24 protein-coding genes are annotated in these 20126 nt (G+C 68.6%); 1 reads left to right on the forward strand and 23 read right to left on the reverse strand.

Features of this window, described 5'->3' with window-relative positions:
• Positions 1–6 precede the first annotated feature (6 nt).
• Complete coding sequence (locus tag ACOZ38_RS25150; protein WP_424533625.1) at positions 7–2766, reverse strand: hypothetical protein; 2760 nt, start codon at positions 2764–2766, stop codon at positions 7–9.
• A 62-nt stretch (positions 2767–2828) separates the two neighbouring features.
• Here ACOZ38_RS25150 and ACOZ38_RS25155 point away from each other — a divergent pair, with 62 nt between their 5' ends.
• A complete protein-coding gene (locus ACOZ38_RS25155) occupies positions 2829–2978 on the forward strand; it encodes a hypothetical protein (protein ID WP_424533626.1) in 150 nt (49 codons plus the stop codon).
• Positions 2979–3660: 682 nt separating this feature from the next.
• On the opposite strand, the gene ACOZ38_RS25160 is transcribed toward ACOZ38_RS25155, so the two are convergent.
• The 22 genes from ACOZ38_RS25160 to ACOZ38_RS25265 all read right to left on the reverse strand — a co-directional run bounded on the left by ACOZ38_RS25160 (position 3661) and on the right by ACOZ38_RS25265 (position 20077).
• Positions 3661–4530, reverse strand: a complete 870-nt coding sequence (locus ACOZ38_RS25160; protein WP_424533627.1) for a hypothetical protein — start codon at positions 4528–4530, stop codon at positions 3661–3663.
• Position 4531: 1 nt separating this feature from the next.
• Positions 4532–6772 (reverse strand): phage tail protein, encoded by a 2241-nt coding sequence (locus ACOZ38_RS25165; RefSeq protein WP_424533628.1) that lies wholly within the window; start codon positions 6770–6772, stop codon positions 4532–4534.
• Between the two features lie 52 nt (positions 6773–6824).
• A complete protein-coding gene (locus ACOZ38_RS25170) occupies positions 6825–6962 on the reverse strand; it encodes a hypothetical protein (RefSeq protein WP_424533629.1) in 138 nt (45 codons plus the stop codon).
• A gap of 35 nt (positions 6963–6997) precedes the next feature.
• Complete coding sequence (locus tag ACOZ38_RS25175; RefSeq protein ID WP_424533630.1) at positions 6998–7522, reverse strand: DUF7426 family protein; 525 nt, start codon at positions 7520–7522, stop codon at positions 6998–7000.
• Positions 7519–7992: a phage tail tube protein gene (locus tag ACOZ38_RS25180; protein ID WP_424533631.1), complete on the reverse strand. Its 474-nt coding sequence runs from the start codon at positions 7990–7992 to the stop codon at positions 7519–7521. Before ACOZ38_RS25180 ends, ACOZ38_RS25175 begins: the two co-directional genes overlap by 4 nt.
• Positions 7993–8068: 76 nt before the next feature.
• A complete protein-coding gene (locus tag ACOZ38_RS25185) occupies positions 8069–8515 on the reverse strand; it encodes a minor capsid protein (protein ID WP_424533632.1) in 447 nt (148 codons plus the stop codon).
• Complete coding sequence (locus ACOZ38_RS25190; protein ID WP_424533633.1) at positions 8512–8865, reverse strand: hypothetical protein; 354 nt, start codon at positions 8863–8865, stop codon at positions 8512–8514. The genes ACOZ38_RS25185 and ACOZ38_RS25190 overlap by 4 nt, the downstream gene beginning before the upstream one ends.
• Positions 8865–9176: a hypothetical protein gene (locus ACOZ38_RS25195; protein ID WP_424533634.1), complete on the reverse strand. Its 312-nt coding sequence runs from the start codon at positions 9174–9176 to the stop codon at positions 8865–8867. The genes ACOZ38_RS25190 and ACOZ38_RS25195 overlap by 1 nt, the downstream gene beginning before the upstream one ends.
• Positions 9173–9565 (reverse strand): hypothetical protein, encoded by a 393-nt coding sequence (locus ACOZ38_RS25200; protein ID WP_424533635.1) that lies wholly within the window; start codon positions 9563–9565, stop codon positions 9173–9175. The genes ACOZ38_RS25195 and ACOZ38_RS25200 overlap by 4 nt, the downstream gene beginning before the upstream one ends.
• A 3-nt stretch (positions 9566–9568) precedes the next feature.
• Positions 9569–9913, reverse strand: a complete 345-nt coding sequence (locus tag ACOZ38_RS25205) for a hypothetical protein (RefSeq protein WP_424533636.1) — start codon at positions 9911–9913, stop codon at positions 9569–9571.
• Positions 9900–10187 (reverse strand): hypothetical protein, encoded by a 288-nt coding sequence (locus ACOZ38_RS25210; RefSeq protein ID WP_424533637.1) that lies wholly within the window; start codon positions 10185–10187, stop codon positions 9900–9902. Before ACOZ38_RS25210 ends, ACOZ38_RS25205 begins: the two co-directional genes overlap by 14 nt.
• Positions 10184–11122, reverse strand: a complete 939-nt coding sequence (locus tag ACOZ38_RS25215) for a P22 phage major capsid protein family protein (protein ID WP_424533638.1) — start codon at positions 11120–11122, stop codon at positions 10184–10186. Before ACOZ38_RS25215 ends, ACOZ38_RS25210 begins: the two co-directional genes overlap by 4 nt.
• 49 nt (positions 11123–11171) lie before the next feature.
• A complete protein-coding gene (locus ACOZ38_RS25220) occupies positions 11172–11948 on the reverse strand; it encodes a hypothetical protein (RefSeq protein ID WP_424533639.1) in 777 nt (258 codons plus the stop codon).
• An 83-nt stretch (positions 11949–12031) separates the two neighbouring features.
• The gene (locus tag ACOZ38_RS25225; protein WP_424533640.1) at positions 12032–12214 is read right to left on the reverse strand and encodes an Rmf/CrpP fold protein; all 183 of its coding nucleotides are present in this window, start codon (positions 12212–12214) and stop codon (positions 12032–12034) included.
• The gene (locus ACOZ38_RS25230) at positions 12211–14184 is read right to left on the reverse strand and encodes a phage minor capsid protein (protein ID WP_424533641.1); all 1974 of its coding nucleotides are present in this window, start codon (positions 14182–14184) and stop codon (positions 12211–12213) included. The genes ACOZ38_RS25225 and ACOZ38_RS25230 overlap by 4 nt, the downstream gene beginning before the upstream one ends.
• On the reverse strand, positions 14184–15746 hold the full coding sequence (locus ACOZ38_RS25235) for a phage portal protein (protein ID WP_424533642.1): 1563 nt from the start codon (positions 15744–15746) through the stop codon (positions 14184–14186). Before ACOZ38_RS25235 ends, ACOZ38_RS25230 begins: the two co-directional genes overlap by 1 nt.
• Before the next feature lie 42 nt (positions 15747–15788).
• Entirely contained in the window at positions 15789–15953 is a 165-nt protein-coding gene (locus ACOZ38_RS25240; protein WP_424533643.1) for a hypothetical protein, read from the reverse strand.
• Positions 15950–16216, reverse strand: a complete 267-nt coding sequence (locus ACOZ38_RS25245) for a hypothetical protein (RefSeq protein WP_424533644.1) — start codon at positions 16214–16216, stop codon at positions 15950–15952. The genes ACOZ38_RS25240 and ACOZ38_RS25245 overlap by 4 nt, the downstream gene beginning before the upstream one ends.
• A 13-nt stretch (positions 16217–16229) precedes the next feature.
• A complete protein-coding gene (locus ACOZ38_RS25250; RefSeq protein ID WP_424533645.1) occupies positions 16230–17783 on the reverse strand; it encodes a hypothetical protein in 1554 nt (517 codons plus the stop codon).
• A gap of 9 nt (positions 17784–17792) precedes the next feature.
• Positions 17793–18086 carry a hypothetical protein gene (locus tag ACOZ38_RS25255; RefSeq protein ID WP_424533646.1) on the reverse strand — a complete coding sequence of 98 codons (294 nt, stop codon included), beginning with the start codon at positions 18084–18086 and terminating at the stop codon, positions 17793–17795.
• Positions 18087–18098: 12 nt separating this feature from the next.
• Positions 18099–19370 carry a hypothetical protein gene (locus ACOZ38_RS25260; protein WP_424533647.1) on the reverse strand — a complete coding sequence of 424 codons (1272 nt, stop codon included), beginning with the start codon at positions 19368–19370 and terminating at the stop codon, positions 18099–18101.
• A gap of 134 nt (positions 19371–19504) precedes the next feature.
• On the reverse strand, positions 19505–20077 hold the full coding sequence (locus ACOZ38_RS25265; RefSeq protein ID WP_424533648.1) for a hypothetical protein: 573 nt from the start codon (positions 20075–20077) through the stop codon (positions 19505–19507).
• Positions 20078–20126: the final 49 nt, after the last annotated feature.

A 20126-nucleotide genomic window follows, 5' to 3' on the forward strand; every position in this document is an offset into this window, starting at 1 on the left:
CTCCTTTCAGGTGCGCCAAGCCCACACCGAGAACGTGATGACCGTCGCGGAGGTGGCATTGGTAGGGCTGCGGAAGAAGACGCTGCTCTGCGTCCGGCTGTAGACGATGAGGTCGGTCGGGGCCGGGAGCGCTGACGCCCCGCTGCCACGCTGCGCCGACCACACCAAGCTCGGGACGGTCAGCATCGTGTAGCCGAAGTTCACGACGTGATAGTTGCCGTTTCCGGCGACCGACACCTCAAGCATGATCAGCCCGGAGTCCGCGCCGCCGAGCTTCCACGTCCCGCGATGCAACGTCCCCGTCGAGGACATCAGGAACTGCTGGCTCGCCTGAGTCGGGTGGAACCATCCGAGCTGCGTCTGAGTTTCGTCGGCGACCATGTAACCGCCGCGCTGCGCACCGTTCGACGGGTCGAGAATCGCGACCCGCCAGAACCCCGCCGCGTGGTGCAGTCGGCACATCGCGGTGCTGGCCTGGTTGGTGCCCGACTCCATGACCAGGGTCGCCTCGCCCGTGTACATCGACCCGTCGCTGTAGATCCGCGACTGGTTGGTGCCGCTGCCGGGGATGAACCTGATCTCCGGCGCGACCGCCCCAGCGGGGTTCACCACCACCCGAGCACCGGTCACCCCGGAGGCGAACTGGCCGACGATGGACACCGCCCCCGACGAAGCCGAGATGCTCGCCGTCTGCTGGCCGGACGCGTTGTACGCGGCCAACCCCGAGCTGTTGAGCTCCACCCGCGCCTGCGTCGGGTTGCCCGCCACGAGCCTGCTCGTGAGGGTCAGCACCGCCTGCAGCTTGTCGGCGGTCACCGCGCCGGCGGCGATGGTCCCGGCCTCGACCGCACCCACCGCGAGCTTGTCGGTGGTGACCGCGTTCGCCGCGAGCGCCCCCGTCGTGATCGACTCGTTCGCGGCGTCGCCCTGGACCAGTGGCACCGTCGCGATCGTCACCGCCGTCGACGGGCCCGACTCGTTGCCCGACCGGTCGACGCTGGTGAAACGAAACTGCCGGTCCGCGCCGTACGGCAACCCCGGAACGAGGATCGAACCGGCGGCGTCCAAGAAGCCGATGTCAGCCCAGCCCGGTGCCAGCGGGTTCTGCATCCACACCCGGACGTGGAAGAAGTCGGACGGCATCGGCCTCGAGCTGACACCCATCCCGTCCCACAGGACGCGGACCACGCCCAGCCGGGTCGACAGCTGAGGGGCGGTCGGCACCGGCGGCGCGGTGGTGTCGTCGGGGATCGTCACCGCCACGACCGAGGAGAACGGGCCCAGCTTGCCGAGGTTGACCGCGCGCACCTTGAAGGCGTAGCCGGTGCCGACGACCAGCGGCGAATACGTCGCCGTGGTGTCGGTGGGCTCGGTGGAAGCGACCAGGAACCACGGTTCGCCCGTGGTGTTGACCCGCATGAACAGCTCGTAGCCGCCCACGTTCAACGCGACCCCACCGGCGTCCTGCGTGACCGAGCCCCACGTCACCGTCACCTGGCCGCGCGGGAAACCATGCTCATCCAGATACGCCGCCGGGTCGACGATGAGACCCTGCGGCGCGGCCGGTGTCCGAGGTTCCGGAGCCTCCGGCGCCGGAGCCGGCCGCGCACCTGACCCTCCGTCCGCCGTCGACCCGCCCACGATGCCAGCGGTGCGGCGGGCCAGGCGCAGCTCCTTCTCCAAGAAGCGGTCGTTCAGCACCAGGGCGCCGCCGACCACCCCGCGGTCGTTGCGCGCGAGCGTCACCTGCCGCAGGCGAAGCGACTCCAGCGCGCGACCTGCGCCGGGCACGAGCACCCGGTCACCCGGCCGGTAGTCCCGCCACGGCAACCACTGCGCGCCGTACACCGTGATGCCCCGCGTCCGCTGCACCCGTTCCCGCTCGGCCCGGCCGAGCGCGGCCTGCGCGAGGAGCGTCGCAGTGCCCTCGTCGGAAACACCACCGTGCCCGACGTACTGCTCCCACGGCCCCCACGGTTGCGCGGCCGCCGCGTTGGTGTACGTCTTGACCAGGCCGTTGTCACCGACGACCAGGACCAGCGACGCCACGTCCTCGAACGTGCCGTCGTCCGGGGCTTCCACGATGTCGCGGCCGTACCGCAAATCGACCGGGGCCGGGCCGGACGCCAGGTCCCGCTCCATCTCAGTGTCGGCGTTGTACAGCTGCAGGGTGCGCCCGGAGGCGCGGAAGTCGAGGACGCCCTGGTCGGCGAGGTTGATCAGCGTCGTCAGCGCGTCGATACCCGGCCGGTAGTAGATGGTGAGGATCTTGCTCCACGGCTGGCCCGCGCTGTCGTGCGTCGGCGTGAAATCCCACACCAGACCAGGCACCGACCCGCGGGCCTGCGCTTCGGCGAGGAACGTCTGCACGATCGCGCCAGGCGTCGCCGACAGGAACGGACGGCCACCATTGACCAGAGCCGCCGCACCAGGGTGCAGCACGACCTTCCGCAGCATCCACGCATACCCCGGCAGCTCGAACCGCACCAGCCCCGTCGCGTCGGCGCCGTCACCGCGCCGCTTGATCAGCAGGAACCGGCTGTCGGTGTCCTCGGTCCACACCGTCCCGCCGTCCGCGCTCCACTCGACCGCAACCTCACACGGCTGGGCCAGCAGGTCCGCGCCGGCCGCCGCCGCGGCGTAGGAAACCTTCAGCGACGGCACGTCGTTCAGCGGCCACCCCGCTTCGACCGACAGGGGATGCGGGAGCACACCGAGCCGGGGGCCGTTCGGGGAGTGGGCGACGAGCCGCAGATCGAAGGTCACCGTCTGACCTCCCATCAGGGACAATAGACGGCATTGTGATCAACGACCTACTACGACCATCCATGGTCCACGTAACCCCGCGCGGCCGGATCATCCTGATACCGGCCGTCTGGCCTCCCGAGCTGGACGCTGACGGAGCCCTAGATCTCGCAGCGGAGCTCACCGCCGCTGCCGAGCAGAGCCAGCACGCGAGGAACCCGATCAAGCCCTGACCTCGGGAAACTACATGCACCCGAGAGAAACCGTGCATTTGATGGTAATCGCGCATTTTATAGCCGTCGTGGCGTAAGTCCGAGTGCGCCAAAGAATGGCGTCACTCGGGTCACGACATTGCTAGGATGGCGATCTGCTCGTTCTTCGCACCCGCTCAGAACGCGGCCACTTTCTCTAGAGGTGGCCGACAGGACCGCGGCGCCTCCGTCCGGCAACCGGTCCGCTGAGAGGGGGGTCTCCCATGCGGGGGGCGAGCCCAGAGGGTTCAGACGACGCCGACAGGCTACTGCTGCTGCAGTTGCTGATCATCGTGCTGGACTGGATCCTTAACCACAGTGGGCTCAGCTAGCGACGCTAGCTGAGCCCCCGGGCGATGAGGCCCCGCTTCAAGGTTGACGGACCGGAGCGGGGTCTCTCGTCTCTTCCCCGACGAATGCCTGTCGGCACCGCGTGGAAGTATATCCCCATCATAGCAACACCCAAAGATCGTCAATGCCGAATGGTAATTCAAATTACCATTCCAGGGGAAACCCATTCCATTCGAATGGCCATTCGAGGCGGCGAGATGCCCGCGAACCTATCGAATCGAATGCCGACGATCCAACGTGCTGGAATGCACGATCGAATCGAATGCTGGTACCGGGGAATTCGCATACCCACCCTCACCGGTATTTCCGCAGGTCACAGGTATGATCTCCTGGCCTGGATCTCAAGCTTGGAGCCCCCGGTCAGCGAGGTTGCCGAACTGGAGACGAGCACCGCCCGCGAGTGCGGGTCGCCGACCGCGACGGCCGGCGTCAGGTGGAGCCACCGGAACGCCGAGCCGGGGCCGATCGCGTCGATGGTTCCCGTCGCGTCCGATCCGGCGGCCAGATCCCAGGTGTTGCTGGTGACGATCGCGGCGCGCATCTGCCCGCAGTCGATGAGCAGCCGCTGACCGGCGACAAGCCCGCCCGGCCGGAGAACCCAACCGCCCGTGGCGATGTCACCGATCGACACATCCACCGCCGGGCCCGTGACCCGCAGCAGCGCGTCAGTGATCGGCCCAGTCGACCCCGCGAGGGTCGTCACCACCTGGCCCAGGGTGTTCGCCGACCCCAACCAGGTGGATTCCGACTCATCCCGCCAGAACACGCCCGGCACCTCGACCAGCGCCGTCAACCGCGCACGGGCCGCGCCCGTGCTGATCTCCGGCTCCGACGCCGAGGTGACCGTCACGTCCGCGACCCGGACGATCGACCCTGCCTGATACTTCAGGCTCATCAGCCGGTGACGCACACCCAGGACCGCGCCCAGGGCCTCCAGGTTGCGTTCCATCTGCTCGTACCCGCCGTCGACGCCGGATGGGGTCGCGCCCGTTACTACGAACGCCAACCCCAGCGACGTCGCTTCAAGGTCGAGGCCGACGACCGGCAACTCACCGGACCGGCCCGGCACGCTGACCTTCACGGCCCGCGCGCCGGGCAACGGCCTGCGCTGCGTCCCCTTCTTCAGAGTCCAGCAGCCGGCCGGGTGGTCCAGCGGAACCCCGTCGAGCGAGTATGTCGGCACGTCAGATCACCCCCAGGGCGCCCGCGTACTGAAGCCCGCGGTTCACACTCACACTCGTTGCCTCGGCCACTGGGTAGTGGTTGGTCACGTTGACCACCGCCCTGGACAACACGCCCCCGCCGGCGAGCCGGTCCGGGACGTTGACACCGGGCACCCCGATGTCGGGGACCGAGGTCCCGGCCGCCATCGACGACATCCGGTCCAGCGACTTGCGGACCAGGCTGGACGCCTGGTCGATACCGGCCGCCATACCAGCGGGCAGCATCCGGCCCATGGCCGCGAAGACGCGGCTCGGCGAGTGGATGCCGAGCGCGTCGCGCACCCAGTCGGGCAGGATGTCCTTGAAGAAGCCGAGGATGTTGTCGCGGAACCAGTTCTTGGCCGACACGAACCCGTTCCACAGGCCGGTCAGAAGCGCCTGACCTGCGGATATCATCGTGTTGCCGAAGTTGAGGACCGCGTTGACGATCGTGTCGAGGGCGCCCTTGAAGTCGCCGGTGAGCAGTTTCGCGAGCGCCGAGACGATGCTGATCATGAGCGGCAGGGTGGCGGTCGCAATCTGGATCAACGGGGGCAAAAGCGGCAAAACGGACTTGAGGACGCCGCCGAACATCCCAGCAAGATCACCGAGAAGCGGAGCCAGGCTCTTGACCAGCTCCAACGTCGGCGGAAGCAGCGACATCGCGATCTGCAGCAGAGGCGGCAGAAGGACCTGGATCGCTTGAGCCAAAACCGTGCCGAACTGGGCCGCCAGCGGCGCCGTCGCGGCAGCCACCTGAGCTATCGCCGACGAGAGCTGCGGCAAAATTGGGGCCAAAGCGCCCGAAAGGGCCGAAATCACCGGACCGAGCACGCCCGAAAGACTGCTTAGGGCTGCACCCAAAACCTGACCGAGGATCCCGGCAAGCTGACCGACGATCGGGAGCAGAGGAGCCACCGCCGTCAGGGCGGCCGACAGTCCCTGACCCAAAGCCAGCAACCCGGCCTGAAGCTCCGGCGACGCGAAGGCCTTGGCCAGCATTTCCGCGACGACCGTCAGCCCAGGTCCGAGCGCCGCCAAGGCCGGCCCTAGGGCGGACACGGCGGCAGCGAGCCCAGGTCCGAGGGCGGTCGCGATGTTCGCGATGTGCGGCGCGATCAGTGCCAAGGCACCGCCGAGCGCCACGACGATCGGCATGAGGGCCTGTCCGACCTGCGACAACGACTGAAAAATCGTGACGAGGATGGTTTGGCCCTGCGCCGAACTGAGGAAGTCGTTGACCTTGCCGAGCAGCTGACCGATCACGCCCAGCGCGTTCGAGCCGCTGGCGTTCATGGCCTGGAAAACCGACTGCAAGATCCCGAACACGTCGCTTGCGATGCTGCCGAGCTGGCGGAACGTGCCAAGCGCGCCGTCGATCCACAGCACCGGCTCACCGGCGCCCATGGCCGTTTCGAGCCAGTTGGAGAACCGGTTCGCCACGTTATCGACCGCCCTGCCGAGCCCGGAAAACGCTGGCAACGCGTAATCGACCAGGCCGCCGAGCGCCGCGAGCAGCCGTTGCAGCGTTCCCGCCTGGATGTCGCCGAGCGTGTTCCGCAGGGTCTGGAAGACCTGATCGACCAGGTAGACCGCCTGGTGCGACTGGGCGAACGTGGCCACCTCGGCGCCGAGCCGGCCGAACTCGCTGGACACGCCGGTCATGCCCGTTTTCAGCGGCCCACCAAGGGTCGCGACCAGCGCTGTCAGCTGGCCCTGCAACGGGGCGAAAAAGGCGTCCTGAACGCTACTCTTCAGCCCATCCAGGACAGGCTTGACGGCCTGGAGCTCCAACGCCGCCGACCGAGCCGCCGGCGACAGCCCGGCCAGCGCTTCAGCGACCTTCTTCGGGTCGCCATCCATGACGGCCTTGAAGGCATCACCGACACCGGACAGCGCGATCTTGAAGGTCGCGAACGCCGCACCCGCCAAGGCGACCGCGCCGGGCAGCAACGCGACGATCCCACCCGCAGGGGCAAGCGCCGCAACCAAGCCGACCGCGCCCTGCGCAGCCACCCCCAAGCTGGCCGCCAAGGTCGCCGCCTGGAGCGCGGCCGCCGTGAACTGCACACCCATCGCACCAGCGCGCTTGGCCATGCTGCCCACATCGACGTCGAACCTCTTCGCCGCGTCCCGCAGGTTGCCGATGGCCCGCCGCAGCCCGGCGGACAGCCGGTCACGGAGGTCGATGGTGGCGAAAAGCTCGCCCACGTTCAGCGCCACCGCGGTTCACCTCCTCGAATTCCGGGTTGGGTGAAGTGGTGGCGCTGTGGCATCACTGCTTGCCATCGCCGGGGTCCATCGCGCGGGCGATCCGCGAGTCGCAGGTCAGCAGCCCGAACAGCCGGTTCTGCAGCCACCGCCACGACCTGGACCGCAGCAGACCAGGCTCACCAGTGTCGAAGCCGTACACCTGGTGCAGATCGGCCTCGACCAGCGCCCACCTGGTCAGGAGGTCTTTCCACGAGACGTGGTGGCCCTTGTCGACCGAGAGGCCGTCGCCCGGGTCGTAGTAGTCGCGGACCCCCGAGATCGGGTCGACTTCGCCGCCGCTGCCGTCGCCCGACGAGTCGCCCGATTCGGGGCCGGGGCTTCCCCCGAGTCGTCGGCCGCCCAGTACTTGGCCGCCGCGTCCTTGCCCGCCGCGACCCAGATCAGCGCCGTCGCACCGACGTGCTGGATCTTCGGCCAGTCGACCTTGTCGGCGAACAGCTGGTCGTAGACCGGGCCGAGGATGCGCTTGTAAAGGTTGCGCTCCTCGTCGTCGGACAGGACGACAGCGGCAAGCTGGTTCAGCTCCTCCGCTTCCCCCTCGACCGGCTGACCGGACCCGGCGGCGATACTGGCGTTCATGAGCCGCTGGCACAGCAGGCCCACCTCAGCGTCCGGGGCGGGGATGACGTAGGTCTTCCCGCCGACCGGCAGCTTCAGGGACGAGTCGAAGAACTCGTCGAGGTCCTTGAAGGTCGTCACGGCGCCGTCACCGGGTTCTCGATCTCGACGGGCGCGCCCTGGCCGTTGAGCTTGAAGTTGAACGGCTCCAAGTCGGTCGAGCTGCCACCCTTGGTGAAGTCGCTGACGGTGCAAGTGCCCTGGTAGGCGTCGGGCGCACCGTCACGTCGGTACCAGCGCACCTGGATGTTCGCGCCGAACCCGACGAGCCGCGCGGCCTTCCGGATCTTCTCCTGGCCGGGGTCGGCGGTGAACACCGCGTCGTCGGTCCGCTTACGGCGGCCCTCGGCGTCGATGGCCCAGGTCCGCTCCGTGACGACGGAGCTGCCCCAGCCCTCCTCGTCGTCGAAGTCGCCGTCGTCCTCGGTGTTGTCGTCCGTGGACTCCTGGAACGAGGTCAGCCCCTTCACGGGGGTCCACACCGGGACGTCGACCGGCCCGGTGTTGACGTCGATCTTCCAGTCCTTAGCAAGCAGGCTGCGCAGCCCCATGATTCGTCTCCTTGCAGTTGAGCGCATGCCGAACAGCCGAAAGCGGTTGCGCTATCGGCTGCGAGAAGAAGGGCGGTCAGAGTTGGCGGTTCGGTGACGGCCGGTGAGCCATCAGGTCGAAGCTGTCGGCCCGCTCCCACCGCCCGGAGGAGTCACGGCCCAGCGGCGCGACCAGCGTGCGCCGCGCGAGCAGCACATGCACACCCGTCGAAAGCGTCACGTTCTCCAGGCCATGCACCACGTCGAAAACCCCGTCCGCCAGGTCGTCCACGACCCGCGGGTCAGCCTTGGCCCGCATCCGGACCTGCATCTGCACACTGGAGTCGGCCTGGTCGACGTCGTCGCCGGCCTGGCCAACGCCGTACACCGCCAGCGCCATCGCCGTGTCCGGCTTGGCCGGGAGACCACCGATCGTGATGGCGGTCTGCGCATCGGTGTACATGCCGTCCGCTTTCCAGTCGGCCACCCCGGCGTTGCCGAGCAGTACCGCGAACCCGGTCAGCAGGTCCCGCGTCCAGCTCACTTGAACACCTGCCGCAGCTCCTTGGCGATCATCAGTTTGACCACCTCGGCTTCCTCACGCAGCGCCAGCTCCAGGAACTTGGCGCTGCGGCCCGACTTGTGGCTGTAGTTCAAGTTCTCGTGCTGCGCCACGGCATATTCGGTGTCGTAAGAAACCGCGCCCCGCAGACCCGACTCGTCCACCGAGGCCGCGCCCGACCGCTCCAGCGTGCCCTCGTCGTGCGGGACCCGCTGGTCGGACACACTCAGGACATGCTCGGTGGCGTGCCGCAGACCACGAGCCGCCGCGCGCCGCGTCTCAGCGGACAACGCCTCAGCGTTGACCTTCGCGTCGAACTCGATGTTGGTCATCAGCGGCACACCACCTCTACGTGATCCGGGGTCGGCAGGCCGCCGCCATCCCTCGCGAACGAAGTGATGACCGTGGTTTCACGGCCGTTGGCCGTCACCTTCGATCCCTCCGGGCATCGGACACCCGGCCGGAAGATGAACGTGGTGTCGCTGACGACCTCCACGCCCTGGGCGTCGCGCACCAGGCGGCGTTCATCGTCGATGAGACACCGCTCGGTGAACGGCGCCCCGTACACGGCGCCGTACGCGCCGTCGCCCTCGAACGGTTCGATCATCGCCTCATGGCGCAGCAGCCAGTCCGGCAGGATCACCAGGCGCTCCCGTCCATGATGAAGCCCGGCAGCAGGCCGGCCCGCTGAAGGATGGAAGAGGCGTCCGGGGCGTACCGCGCCGGGGCACCGTTGGGAGACCCGCCGCGGTCCAGCCGGACCGACCCGATGGACACCGACTTGAAAGCCGACGCGACCCCGAACTCGTCGCCCACGGCGAGCGTCCACGCGGCCTGCGCGCACGTCGCCCTTTTCATCGCGTCGGCGTCCCCGGCGCGGGTCGGCATGCCCGCGTCGTCGACCGGATAGACCGAGTTTTGCAGGATCTCGTCGATCCGCTCGCTCGCCCGGTCCAGGCGCCGCTCAATGTCGCTGGGCAGCGTCTGCTGCCCCGTGTATGCCGTGTACTCGGCTGGCGTCGCGTACGTCATCGGCTACACCGGCAGTTCGTACACCGCGACCGACACCCCGGCCGGGTTGTCGTAGTCGATGTTGACCTTGCCGTTGGCCTGCCGGTAGATGCCCGGGAACGGCGGGATCAGCACGTCCCCCGTGAGTGCCGGGATGACGTATGGCCGGTCCACGATGTCCTGGCCGTCGACCGTCGCCGGGATCTGTACTGTCACCGTGCGGGCTGCGGCGTTGGCGTTCTTCACCCGCAGCATCCGCCGGTCGGAGTGGACGAACGCGTGCCCGTCGACGGTCGCCGGGGTCAGCGCGGCCGTCAGGTCCAGGCCGCCGCGGGGCACCGCGACGGCGTTAAGGTCAGTCCTCGCCATCGTCGTCCTCCTCTCCGAACTCCTCGACGAGCGCCGCCTTGGACAGCGCCTTGGCGTCGTGCTCGGACATGCCGTTGGCGACCGCGTAGTTGATCCACGCGGCCTTGTTGTCGTGCTCGGACGGCCGGGCCGGCCCGGCGTCAGCCGGGCCGGTCGCGGTCTCGTCAGCGGGACCGCTGATGATCCGCCAGTTGTCCAACTGGTCCAGGCAGGGGTCACGCTCGTCGAGCGGGACCTCCTGCCCGGTGTTGGCGTTGCGGTAGACGAACGTCACGCCGCGACCCCGTGGATGAGGACCGCACGCGAGGGGTCGAGCGTCTTGACGCCGTAGAGGCAATCGACGGACACCACGTCCTGCTTCTTGGAGATGTCGTAGTCCATGACCACCCTGACGCCGAAGCCCTTGTAGCTCTCCACGGCCGCGTTAGCGGCGCCCTGCGGCAGCACCAGGGGGCGCGTGACCAGGGCAAACGCGGTCCTGTGAAATGCCACACCGATCTCGGTGTTCGGCTGACCAGACGCCGGGACGCCGGTCGGGGCCTCGATGTTCTGGGTCTGGTACCCGTCGAATCCGAAGACCCGCCTGCCGAGGTTCGCCTCACGCAGACCGTCCGTGTCGCCGCGGGTGTCGGCCTGGTGGAACAGCGGGTCGCTGAGCCACAGGGCCTCGATCTCCGGGCCGATCGCCAGGTGGCGGTCGGAACTCGGCACGGAGCGCTGGTTCAGAACGCGCCGGGCGTCGATCGCGGTCTTCGGGTCGTCGTAGGGGTGGATCGCGTTGCCGGTCACACCGACGATCGCCGCGCCGGCCTTACCCACCCGCTGCACGATGTCGCTGCGCAGGGACAGGATGTCCCGGTCGATCTTCTGCGCGATGGCCTCCATCGCGGGGTTGAGCAGTTGCGTGCCGAAGTCCTCGATCTCGAGGGTCAGCTCCTCGCTCGTCACGGCAAAGCTGACGTCCGCGAAGTGGTTCAGCGTGATCGGCACGCTGCCTTCCTGCGCGTTCTGGATCACGATGCCCGTGGTCCGGTTGAACTCGTTGGCCTCGAAGACCGCGGGCTTCCGGACGGAGATGGTGTCGCCGACGCGGGAGACGAACTCCTGCTCGTAGTCCCTGTGGACGAGCATGGCCATGACGCAGGTCTCGTACAGCGTGGCGAGCGCCTGCTTGGCGATGATCGACGGGGTCAGAAAAGTGTTAGCCATTCGGGCCTACTCCTTGAAGGCATGCCAATAGCGGTTCCGCTACCAGCGGCTAGGAAGACGACCTCTTCTTGCGCGATGCGCGGAAGTCGTCGACTGACTTGGACTCGGCGTCGTTGTTGCGTCCACCAGGCCCGCCGGTGAACTCGCCGCCAGAGCGTGCGGGCGGCCCCGCCTGGGATGCCGCCTTGAACTTCGGGTTGTTCTCCACGGCCACCTGGATTGCGTCCGTGATCTGCGTGGAGAAGTCGCCTGCGTCCGGGTCGAGATCCCGGACGGCCTTGATGAAGGAACGGCTGTCCAGCAGCGCGTCAGGGTCCGCACCGGACTTCGTGCTCGCCCGGTGCACCGCCAGCTCGATCAGGGCGCGGCGGTGCCGGTCCTGCTCCTGGTCGCGTTCCTTCGCGGTGGTGTCCCGCTCGGTGGTCAGCTTCTCGATCATCTGCTGCGGGTCGAGCTGCTTCTCCTCCTCGGTGATCAAACCGAGGGCCTTGCCGATCTTCTGCGCGAACTCGGCCTGCGCCTGCGCGGTGACCTCCTCCGGCGTCGGCCCCTGCTTCGCGGTGGCCTCGTCGGCGGCCTTCTGCGCTTCCTGCAGCTTCGTCCGCCACCCGGCGTTCTCTGAGCGCAGGTTCTTGTACAGGTCCTGCGCCCACGGGGGCAGCTGGTCAACGCGCTTGGCGTTGGGGTCCACCTTGATGTCGTCGGCAACCTGCGTCGGCGTGACCTCGGCGGTCGGAGTGGTCTCCTGCCGCTGGCCTTCACCCTGGGTGCCGTCTGCGGTGGTGTTGCCGGTCGCGCCAGGCTCCGGCTCGGTGTTATCTGGCATGACGAAATCGCCCTCCTGGAGCGTGTCGTCGGACATGGGAAAGGGCCCGCGCCAGGCGAGCCCCAGGGGAAAGGACGAGCGGTCTACCGGGCGGAACTGTCCGGCTGGTAGCGCAGGTAGGTGCGGATCCACAGCAGCCGCAGCACCCGGTGCCGGTCATCACCCCGCGCCGAATACGGGCACGAGTCGATCGGCATGCTGCGCTGGCCGGCCAGGCGGCCGAACGTGACCGCCGCCCGGCGGTCGACCTCGGAAACGGTGGTCACAGGCCGAACTCCCTACCGGCGCCACCTGCGCGGATCTGCTTGGCGGCTTCCAGGTCGGACTGACGGTTGAGCCACTGCGCCCGGAACTCGGTAAGCGTGAGCCGCGGGTGGTCCTGCCACCAGCGTTGCAGCTCCTCGCTGGCGTACTTCCGGGCCCGAGCGGCAGGCCCCGAGAACAACGACCTGTCGTTGACCCGCCCGGCCTTACCTTCAGGGCTCAGCAGGTTGCCGTTCGTCGCGGCCTCTGCCTGGTCGTACAACCGGTCGAGCTCCTGGGCGTACAGGCGTCGCACCGTGTCGTCGATCTTCTCTCCGGGGTGCCGTTCCGCCTCAAGCAGCGTCCGCCGTTCCTGACGCTCCAGCTCGGACGGGTCGACCCCATGGGCCTCGGCGTACGCCTCCATGTAGGAGTAGTGGCCGGTGGCGATGAGATCGGAGATACGACGGTCAGCGTCGGTTTCCTCCTCACGCCAGTTCCACGACCACTGCTCACGGGTCCGTGTCTCCGCCTCGATGCGGTCCAACTCCTCCAGGACGTTTTCCATCCCGGCGTTGTCGTCCTGGTAGCGCAGCATCAGCGCCGTCAGGTGGTCGTCGGTCAGCTCGCCGATGTCGTGGATCTCCGACAACGCCGCGAACGGGTCATCCGCAGCGGCCGGCCCGGCGGCCTTCCGAGCGGCCTCAGCCTCCGCGTCGCGTCGCGTCCTCTCCTGAGCGAGCCGCGCGGTCGCCTCCTCGTCGCCTGCGAACCGCTGCGTCTGCTTGGCGATCTCCTCGTCGGTCAGCTTCTCCAGGTCCTTCGGCGGGGCATCGGCGGCGCGTTCACGCCCCGACTTCCGGCGCAACCCGGTGGAGTTGGTCAGCTCCTTCAGCTGCCGCTGATAGTCGGCCGCCTGCTCCTCGTGCTTGCGCCGCGCATCCTCATCCAGTGCGACCGCAGCGCGCCGCTTGAAGTCACGGACCCGCCGCTCCAGATACCGCTGCTTCTGGGAGTCGCCGTACGTCGCGTCCGACTGGACGACCGGCGCCGGCCGGGACACACCCGGAAGGTACGCCGAAAGGTTGTGCCCGCAGTTCGGGTGCATCAACCCCGCCAACCGGGCCTGCTCCACCGTCGCCTCGACCTGCACAAACACCTGCACGCCCGTCGCCGGGGACTCCTCCACCCGCGTCCCAGCAGACCCCGAGATCGAAAGGATCTTGCCTTCCCACGGGCCGCACCGGGTGCAGGTGTACGGCAGACGCGACACCACCACCAGGTCCATGCCCGCGTCCCGCAACGTCGACAGGTGCCCGTCGACCGCCGCCCGGGCGGTCGCGGTCCGCATCGCCATCTCGGCGTACTGCGGCATGCCCCACGTGTGTCCGCGAGAATCGGTGAACCCGGTGATGCCGTTGGCGGTGAACTTGTCCAACGCCCGCTGCGAGGCGTCCCTGCGGGTTTCCGCGCCGATGAGCGTCCGGCTGGCCGTCTCGGCGATCACCTTGCGGTAGATGTCCTCCACGGCTCGCAACGCGCCCGTGTGGACCGACGTGATCCGCCGCAACGTCTGCGCCGCCAGCTCAGCCACACCTTGACCAGGGTTGATCAGGTTCTTCGAGCCGAGATCACGGGCATCCCGCAGCGCCTTCTCCAGACGCTTACGCACCTTGTCGTCGTGGACCTGGAGCACCGCGCCGACGACAGCCGCGTCCATCCCGGCCGCCCACGTTTCCAGCACCGCGCGCTGCGCGGCCTTCTTCGCGGCCGACTCCAGGCGGCGGATGATCGCCTCGGCTTCCTTGCGCAGCTGGATGACCTCGCCCAGCCGCTTGGACTCCCACTCCGCCGCCGAGTCGTCATCCCGACCGCTGTCGACGCGGGCGGCGACGCGCCGCAGCAACGCCTCCTCAGCATCGGCGTACATGGCCGCGACCCGGCGCGCATGCTCCAGCCCTACCGCGACCGCCCCAGCTGGAGAGGCGACCATCAGTCCCCGCTAGCCGAGGGGACGAACTGGTCGGTCATCGTCGCGGGGTCCGGGACGTTCAGCCCGAGCTCGTCGCGCAGCCGTTCCTTCTCAGCGGTGACCTGGTTGTCATCCCAGTCCGGGTGCAGCATCCGGACCCTGGTGTCCAGGGACGCCGACTGCGCCCGGTTGAGCATGTCCAGGGTGCGGCCCAGCGCCTCCGGGTCAGGCATGACACCGTCCGGCCACGCCACAACGCCACGCTCGGCGGTGACCTTCGTGCCGAAAACCGCATGGTCCACCGACAGCATCGCCTCAGCCATCCACGACAGCCCAGGCGTCCAGTAGCCGATCTTCCGGCCACGCGTCGAATAGGACCGGTGCCGCTTCATGTGGATCTCGGTCGCGGTGGCGGCCTGGCCGTCGTTGCCGCCCTCACCGAAGGACTGCACGTTGTACCCGGCGCCGCGAAGGATCTGCGCCAGCAGCATCTTCGAGGTGTCGGCGTGCTCGGCGACCCGGATCGAGAACTGCGACAGGGTGATCATGTTGTTGCCGCCGTCCGCCGGAGGCAGCATCCCGAGACCGCTATAGATCTCCTTGTCGGGGTCCCACATCGAACCCTGGCCACGGCCCGCGTTCGACAAGTAGACGTCGGGGACGATGATCCTGGCCTTGCCCAACCGCAGGTCCCGCATCCAGCTGGTCCACGTCTCGTCGAGCGCGTCCATCAGCGGCTCGACCCCGGCGAAGTCCGACCGGCCCAGCGCGGTCCCGCGCAACGTCCGATGAGGCCGCATATTCGGGATGTAGTGGACGAGCAGCCCGCGGTCGTACCCGGAGTCGAAGCCGCCGTCAGCGTCCACTATCGCGGCGAACCCCGCCGTCGCCGGGTGTTCCTCCAGCGGTACCTGCTGGCCGAGAGTGTCCTCATCGCCCTGGTACAGCCCGTGATACACCCTGCCGCGTTCGTGGCGCTCCAGGTGCCGCCACACCACGCGGTCCTCCTCGTGCACCACACGCCAGAAGGTGACCGCGGCCAGGCGGCCCGAGTGGAACTCCGGGATCGCGGCGTCCGGGGGCAGCGCGTCCACCACCGGGTAGTCGCACATCGTGGTGTCCCAGCCCACCCGGAGATACACGCCTCCGTACGCTGCGCCCAGCTCGGCCGCCTCCAGCAGGGTGCCGTACACCCCGGCTTCGTGCAGCACCGAATCCAGCCGCGTCTGCCCCTTCTTACCGGGGACCTTCAACGTCGGCGGCTCGCTGAACAGCAGGTCCGCGCTGGTGGACGCGATGTCTGCGGCGATCGGGATGTGCAGTTTCGTGGACCTGCTCTGCCCCGGAGGGATCGGTGTCCCCCAGAACCAGCGGGCCACGCGGGTAGCCCACCCGCCGGCCCGCATCAACGGCCGGTCGTACCCCTTGGGGTCCAGGCCGATCGCGGGGCGCACCCCGGCGCCGTACACCTGCGCCAGCCGGTCGGGGTCACCCGCGTACCAAGCCCCGTGCTGGGTGTAGAGCCGCATCTCCTCGCGGATAGCAGGCGGCGGCCACTCCTGATCACTTTCGGGCAGTGGCATCTTCCACCTCCAAGTCCGATGGCGGTTCCGCTATCTGGCTCGTCACGTGCGCTCCATCTCCGCCAGAGCGACGGCAAGCTCGGTCCAACCCCCGGCGATCGCCACCTTCGCCGAGACCATGTCGTGGTTCGGCTCGCAGTCGGCGCGCTCAAGGACGTCAGCCGCGCGGGCGGCCGCCTGCGCGGAGGTAATGGTCTGGAGGGTCATCCCGTCCGCTCCGGCCAGTGCCACGTGCCGGGGCCGGTACCGGGCGGCACGTTGTACTCGTGGAACCCGCCCCTGACGTTGCCGGGGCTGAAGACCCACAGGTGGACGTGGAACTCGTCGTCGAGCGCTGGCACCGCGCCGACCTCGACGCCGCGCGGGTCCAGCGTCGTCACATCAGCGGTGACGATGGCCGCGCGGATCGTTTGCAGCCCCTGCTTACCCCGGTAGCGGACGATCCGGCACGTGCTGGGGATCGGATGCAAAGCCTTCCTCCTGTCAGATCACAGAGACGAGCCCGGGCCGCAGCACGGGCCTCTCCTCGTCAGCGGTCACACGCACCCAGGCCGCGTAGATGCCGGAAGCCAGAGGGACAGCACCACCCGGACCGACCAGGACACGGGCGTCCGCGCCGTCGACGGCGAGACGCCCCCATGACGCGGCTTCCCAGTCGCCCTCGACCGGCTTGCCATCGGCAGCTGTGAACGCGACCTCGACCGTTTCCCCGGTGCCGGTCACACCGTCGACCCAGAAGTGCAGGTATTCGCGGCTGAGAGCGAAAACGGGCCGTACGACCAGTTCCCTCACGCGCTCGACGGCCATGGCCGTCACCGCGCTCGTCTCGGTCACCACAGCCGAATCGACGGCCGCCTTGGGGACCTGCTGCAAGGTGGTGTCCGCCAGGGTGGCCTGGTCGGTGGCCTGGACGAAGACGGCGAGCGTCGCCGTCTCGGTGAAACCCGCCGCATCGGTTCGAGTGGTCGACGAGCCCACCGCCGCGGCGTCCACGAAGTTCACGGTGTCGCTGACAGATGGGCCGCTGACCTGGGTGAGCTGCGACGTCTCGGAGAAACCCGCGACGTCGGCCGCCGCTACCCCGATCGCCACCTGCTCGGTCAACGCCGCGGTGTCGGCAAGCGACGGGGAGGCGTTCACCGCGGCGGCCTCGCCGAGCGCCGATGCGTCCACGCGGACCTGGCCGATCGCCGCCGCACCCTCGACCAGGGCCGCCGCGTCGGTGACCGTGATGAGGATCGACGTCACCGCTGACTCGCTGAACGTCGCCGAATCGGCGGCCGCCACACCGATCTGCGCGGTCTCGCCCAGGCCCGCAGCATCGGAACGACTCGCGGCCGCATCCGTCGAGGTCGACTCGCTCAGCGTCGCCGAATCGGACCCGGAAACAGGTGTGGAGCTCGACGCCGAGCCGAGCACTTCCACAGCGATGATCGAGAACTTCTGCCCCGCAGGGGCGGACAAACCGACCGCCTTGGCACCTACCGCACCGGCATCAGCGTGGTACGCGCCATAGGTGGTGTAGGCACCGGACACCGCCGCGTAGTGCAGTTCGGTGGCCGGCCCGGCGACGGTCCGCCACGTCCTGCTCCCGGTGGCGGCGGTCCAGTCGGCGCTGACCAGGCAGATCGCCGAGTTCGGTCCGGTCGTGGTGAGCGACACAGACGGAGCGCCAGATGCATTGGCCTTCGCTGACGCGCCGATCCCATCGGACTTCCGCCAGTGCAGGACGTTGAAGCCCCACGCTCGCACGCTGTCGCTGGCGGTCACCGTCACGGTGATCGCCAGGGTCGTGGTGGCGGGCGCGATGGCCCCCCAGGCGTACACCGTGCAGTAGCTCGACACCACGACCGACTGCAGCGGCATCCAGGTCAGCCCGCCACCAGAGATGCTGGTCAAGGTGGTGGCCTGGTCCTCGCTGGTGGCCATGACGACCAGCACGTCCTGGGCCTGGACGTCGAACGAAGGTGAGACCTTTGAATTGGCTCCGGTGGACCAGTCCACCGGGTACGCGGCGACGAAGTCCGGCTTGGCCACCCTCGCCTCCTAGATGATCGAGACGAGGCCGGCCCTGAGGACGGGGATCTGCACAGGACCGGTGACCCGGACCCACATCGCGTACGTGCCGTCCACCAGCACGACAGCGCCCGCGCCGGGGCCGATCAGGATCCGAGCCGGGCACCCCTTATCGGTCGGGGCACCCCAAACGGCTGGCTTCCAGTCGGCGGTGACCGGCTCCAGGTCCGGCTTGGTGAATGCGATGTGAGCGGTCTCGCTGCCCATCGCGCCCTTGACGAACGATTGGACGTACACCGTGCTCAGGGAAGAGATCGGTTCCATGGATGTCTCCCGTCACAGGTACGGGCTGCTGGTCGCCCACTCGACACCCGAGGGCCGTGAAGCCCACTTGGTGGAGGGCGGTTCAGCAGCCCATTCGATGGAAGGCGGCGCAGCGGCCCACTCGGAATAGGGCGCTTCGGCGGCCCACTCGACGTAGGGCAGACCAGCGGACCAGATGACGTTTCTGTCGACGATCACCGCGGCGGCTTCGGTCAGCACCGCCGTGTCGTCGACATCCGCCGGGTGGCCAGCGGCCGAGCGTTCGGCGAGGACCGCACTGTCGCTGCGGGCCAGTGCGACCGCGACGCTCGCGGTCTCCGCCAGGCCGGCCCCGTCTGCGGTGGGTAGCCCGAGGTTCGACTTCTCGGTCAGCGCTGCCGTATCGGCTCGGCCCAATGGGATACCGACCGACGCCTGTTCGCTGAAAGCCGCCTGGTCAGTGACGGGAACGCTGGCGGCCACGGCCGCGAAGTCGCTGACCTGACCCGAGTCAGTCGTCCACGGGCCGACGATGTCCTGGACGACGGCGCTTTCGACCAGACCTGCCGTGTCGACGACGGGCAGCGTCAGCGCTGCCTGCTCGGTGAGCGCCGCCTGGTCGCTGACGGGCAACGTGACCGTCGACTTCTCGGCGAGGCCAGCGGAGTCGGCTCTGCTGGTGGGTGCCACCGCAACCGCCGCGCCCTCATCGAGCGTCCCCGCGTCGCTGGTGTTGTCGGCGGCCTCGACTCCGGCGGCGCCTTCGGTGAGCGTCGCGCTGTCGGTGCCCGACTTGGGTGTCTGCGACGAGCCGTACCCGACCACGCCGAGCACGTGAAGCTGGCCGCCCACCGTCGGGGTTGGGAGCCCGTTGACCGTGTACGTCCGGGATCCGGCCGCCGGGACCGGGCCGGAGCCGAACCACGAGGTCATGTTGTTGGACGTCGAGGCGTATTCGGCGGCCAGCCCCTGATTCGGTGACAGGCTGCCGATATTGCTGGCCACAATATTGATCACGCCCACCACCAGCCCGCCACCCGAGGTGGGGACGTTGGCTGTGGCAGACACGGACGTGTTCGCGCTGTTGCCTGATGCGGTGAACAGCAGCGAAGGGCAGTCGTCCCGCTCGTACACCGACGCGTCCAGGCGCGCGTCGGCGCTGGTCATGGTGAGCGCGACGGATGTCTCCGACCCCGTCGCCATCTTGCTGAATACGAAGACGTTGCTGTACCCGGTCGCGGTGAAGTCGCGCACCCACCCGGCCGGGGTTGAAACACCCAGCCACGACGACACCACGGCGATCAACCGCGCCCCCGGCGTGGGCGCGGTGAACCCAACCGTGTGTGTCGTCTGGGTGGTGGTGCCTCCGTATCTAGCCGCTACACGGTTCGTCACCTGCCAACCCCCCGCACCGCGAACCTGTTAGAACCGGGGGCGGGTCACGCCAGGGTGAGCTGCACCGTCAGAACCCACGACGCCGCGTTGGTCTTCGTGCCGAGGGCCTCGACCTTGCGGTTGAGCATCCGGCCGCCGGCCGCGCCGTTGAACAGGCCCCACTCGTTCCACGCCCAGTTCGCGTCACCCGTGCCGAACGACGAGCGGAAGGTCGCCGTGGCCGAGCCGACCACCAGGCCGTCCGTGTGCTGCGGGAAGGTGGGGTCCATCGGCTTGCGTACCTTGTTCGCGCCCGCCTGCAGGTCGGTCTGGGTCGCGGCGGCCGCGGCCGTGGAGTCCCCCACGCCGAGGAACGCGTTCGCGTTGTTGAAGAACGTCAGGGCCTGACCAGCGCTGGCGTTGCCGTTGCCGATGAGCGCCTCCCACAGGACGGACGCACCGCCGTACATGAGCAGGTTGCCCTCACGCTCGATCACCTCGAACGGCACAGCGCCGGGGCCGGTGGCGTCACCGTGGTACTTCTCGACCTTCCAGCGGCACCGCCACTGGATGGGGTCGTGGCGGTCGAGCTGCGCGCCAACGTGCGGAGCGGATGTGAGGCGCCCACCGTCGTACATTGCTGCCTCCTCAGGCATGAAAACCGGGTGATCGTGGGCGTGACCCTGG

The sequence above is a fragment of the Sphaerisporangium viridialbum genome (assembly GCF_049674955.1).
GTDB lineage: Bacteria > Actinomycetota > Actinomycetes > Streptosporangiales > Streptosporangiaceae > Sphaerisporangium > Sphaerisporangium viridialbum.

Coding starts and splice junctions, on each gene's coding strand:
- ACOZ38_RS25190 (WP_424533633.1), bottom strand. CDS start 8,865: ATGACCAACATCGAGTTCGACGCGAAGGTCAACGCTGAGGCGTTGTCC.
- ACOZ38_RS25235 (WP_424533642.1), bottom strand. CDS start 15,746: ATGCCACTGCCCGAAAGTGATCAGGAGTGGCCGCCGCCTGCTATCCGC.
- ACOZ38_RS25255 (WP_424533646.1), bottom strand. CDS start 18,086: ATGGAACCGATCTCTTCCCTGAGCACGGTGTACGTCCAATCGTTCGTC.
- ACOZ38_RS25180 (WP_424533631.1), bottom strand. CDS start 7,992: ATGGGGCTGCGCAGCCTGCTTGCTAAGGACTGGAAGATCGACGTCAAC.
- ACOZ38_RS25155 (WP_424533626.1), top strand. CDS start 2,829: ATGGTCCACGTAACCCCGCGCGGCCGGATCATCCTGATACCGGCCGTC.
- ACOZ38_RS25205 (WP_424533636.1), bottom strand. CDS start 9,913: ATGGCGAGGACTGACCTTAACGCCGTCGCGGTGCCCCGCGGCGGCCTG.
- ACOZ38_RS25240 (WP_424533643.1), bottom strand. CDS start 15,953: ATGACCCTCCAGACCATTACCTCCGCGCAGGCGGCCGCCCGCGCGGCT.
- ACOZ38_RS25230 (WP_424533641.1), bottom strand. CDS start 14,184: ATGGTCGCCTCTCCAGCTGGGGCGGTCGCGGTAGGGCTGGAGCATGCG.
- ACOZ38_RS25215 (WP_424533638.1), bottom strand. CDS start 11,122: ATGGCTAACACTTTTCTGACCCCGTCGATCATCGCCAAGCAGGCGCTC.
- ACOZ38_RS25200 (WP_424533635.1), bottom strand. CDS start 9,565: ATGACGTACGCGACGCCAGCCGAGTACACGGCATACACGGGGCAGCAG.
- ACOZ38_RS25265 (WP_424533648.1), bottom strand. CDS start 20,077: ATGTACGACGGTGGGCGCCTCACATCCGCTCCGCACGTTGGCGCGCAG.
- ACOZ38_RS25220 (WP_424533639.1), bottom strand. CDS start 11,948: ATGCCAGATAACACCGAGCCGGAGCCTGGCGCGACCGGCAACACCACC.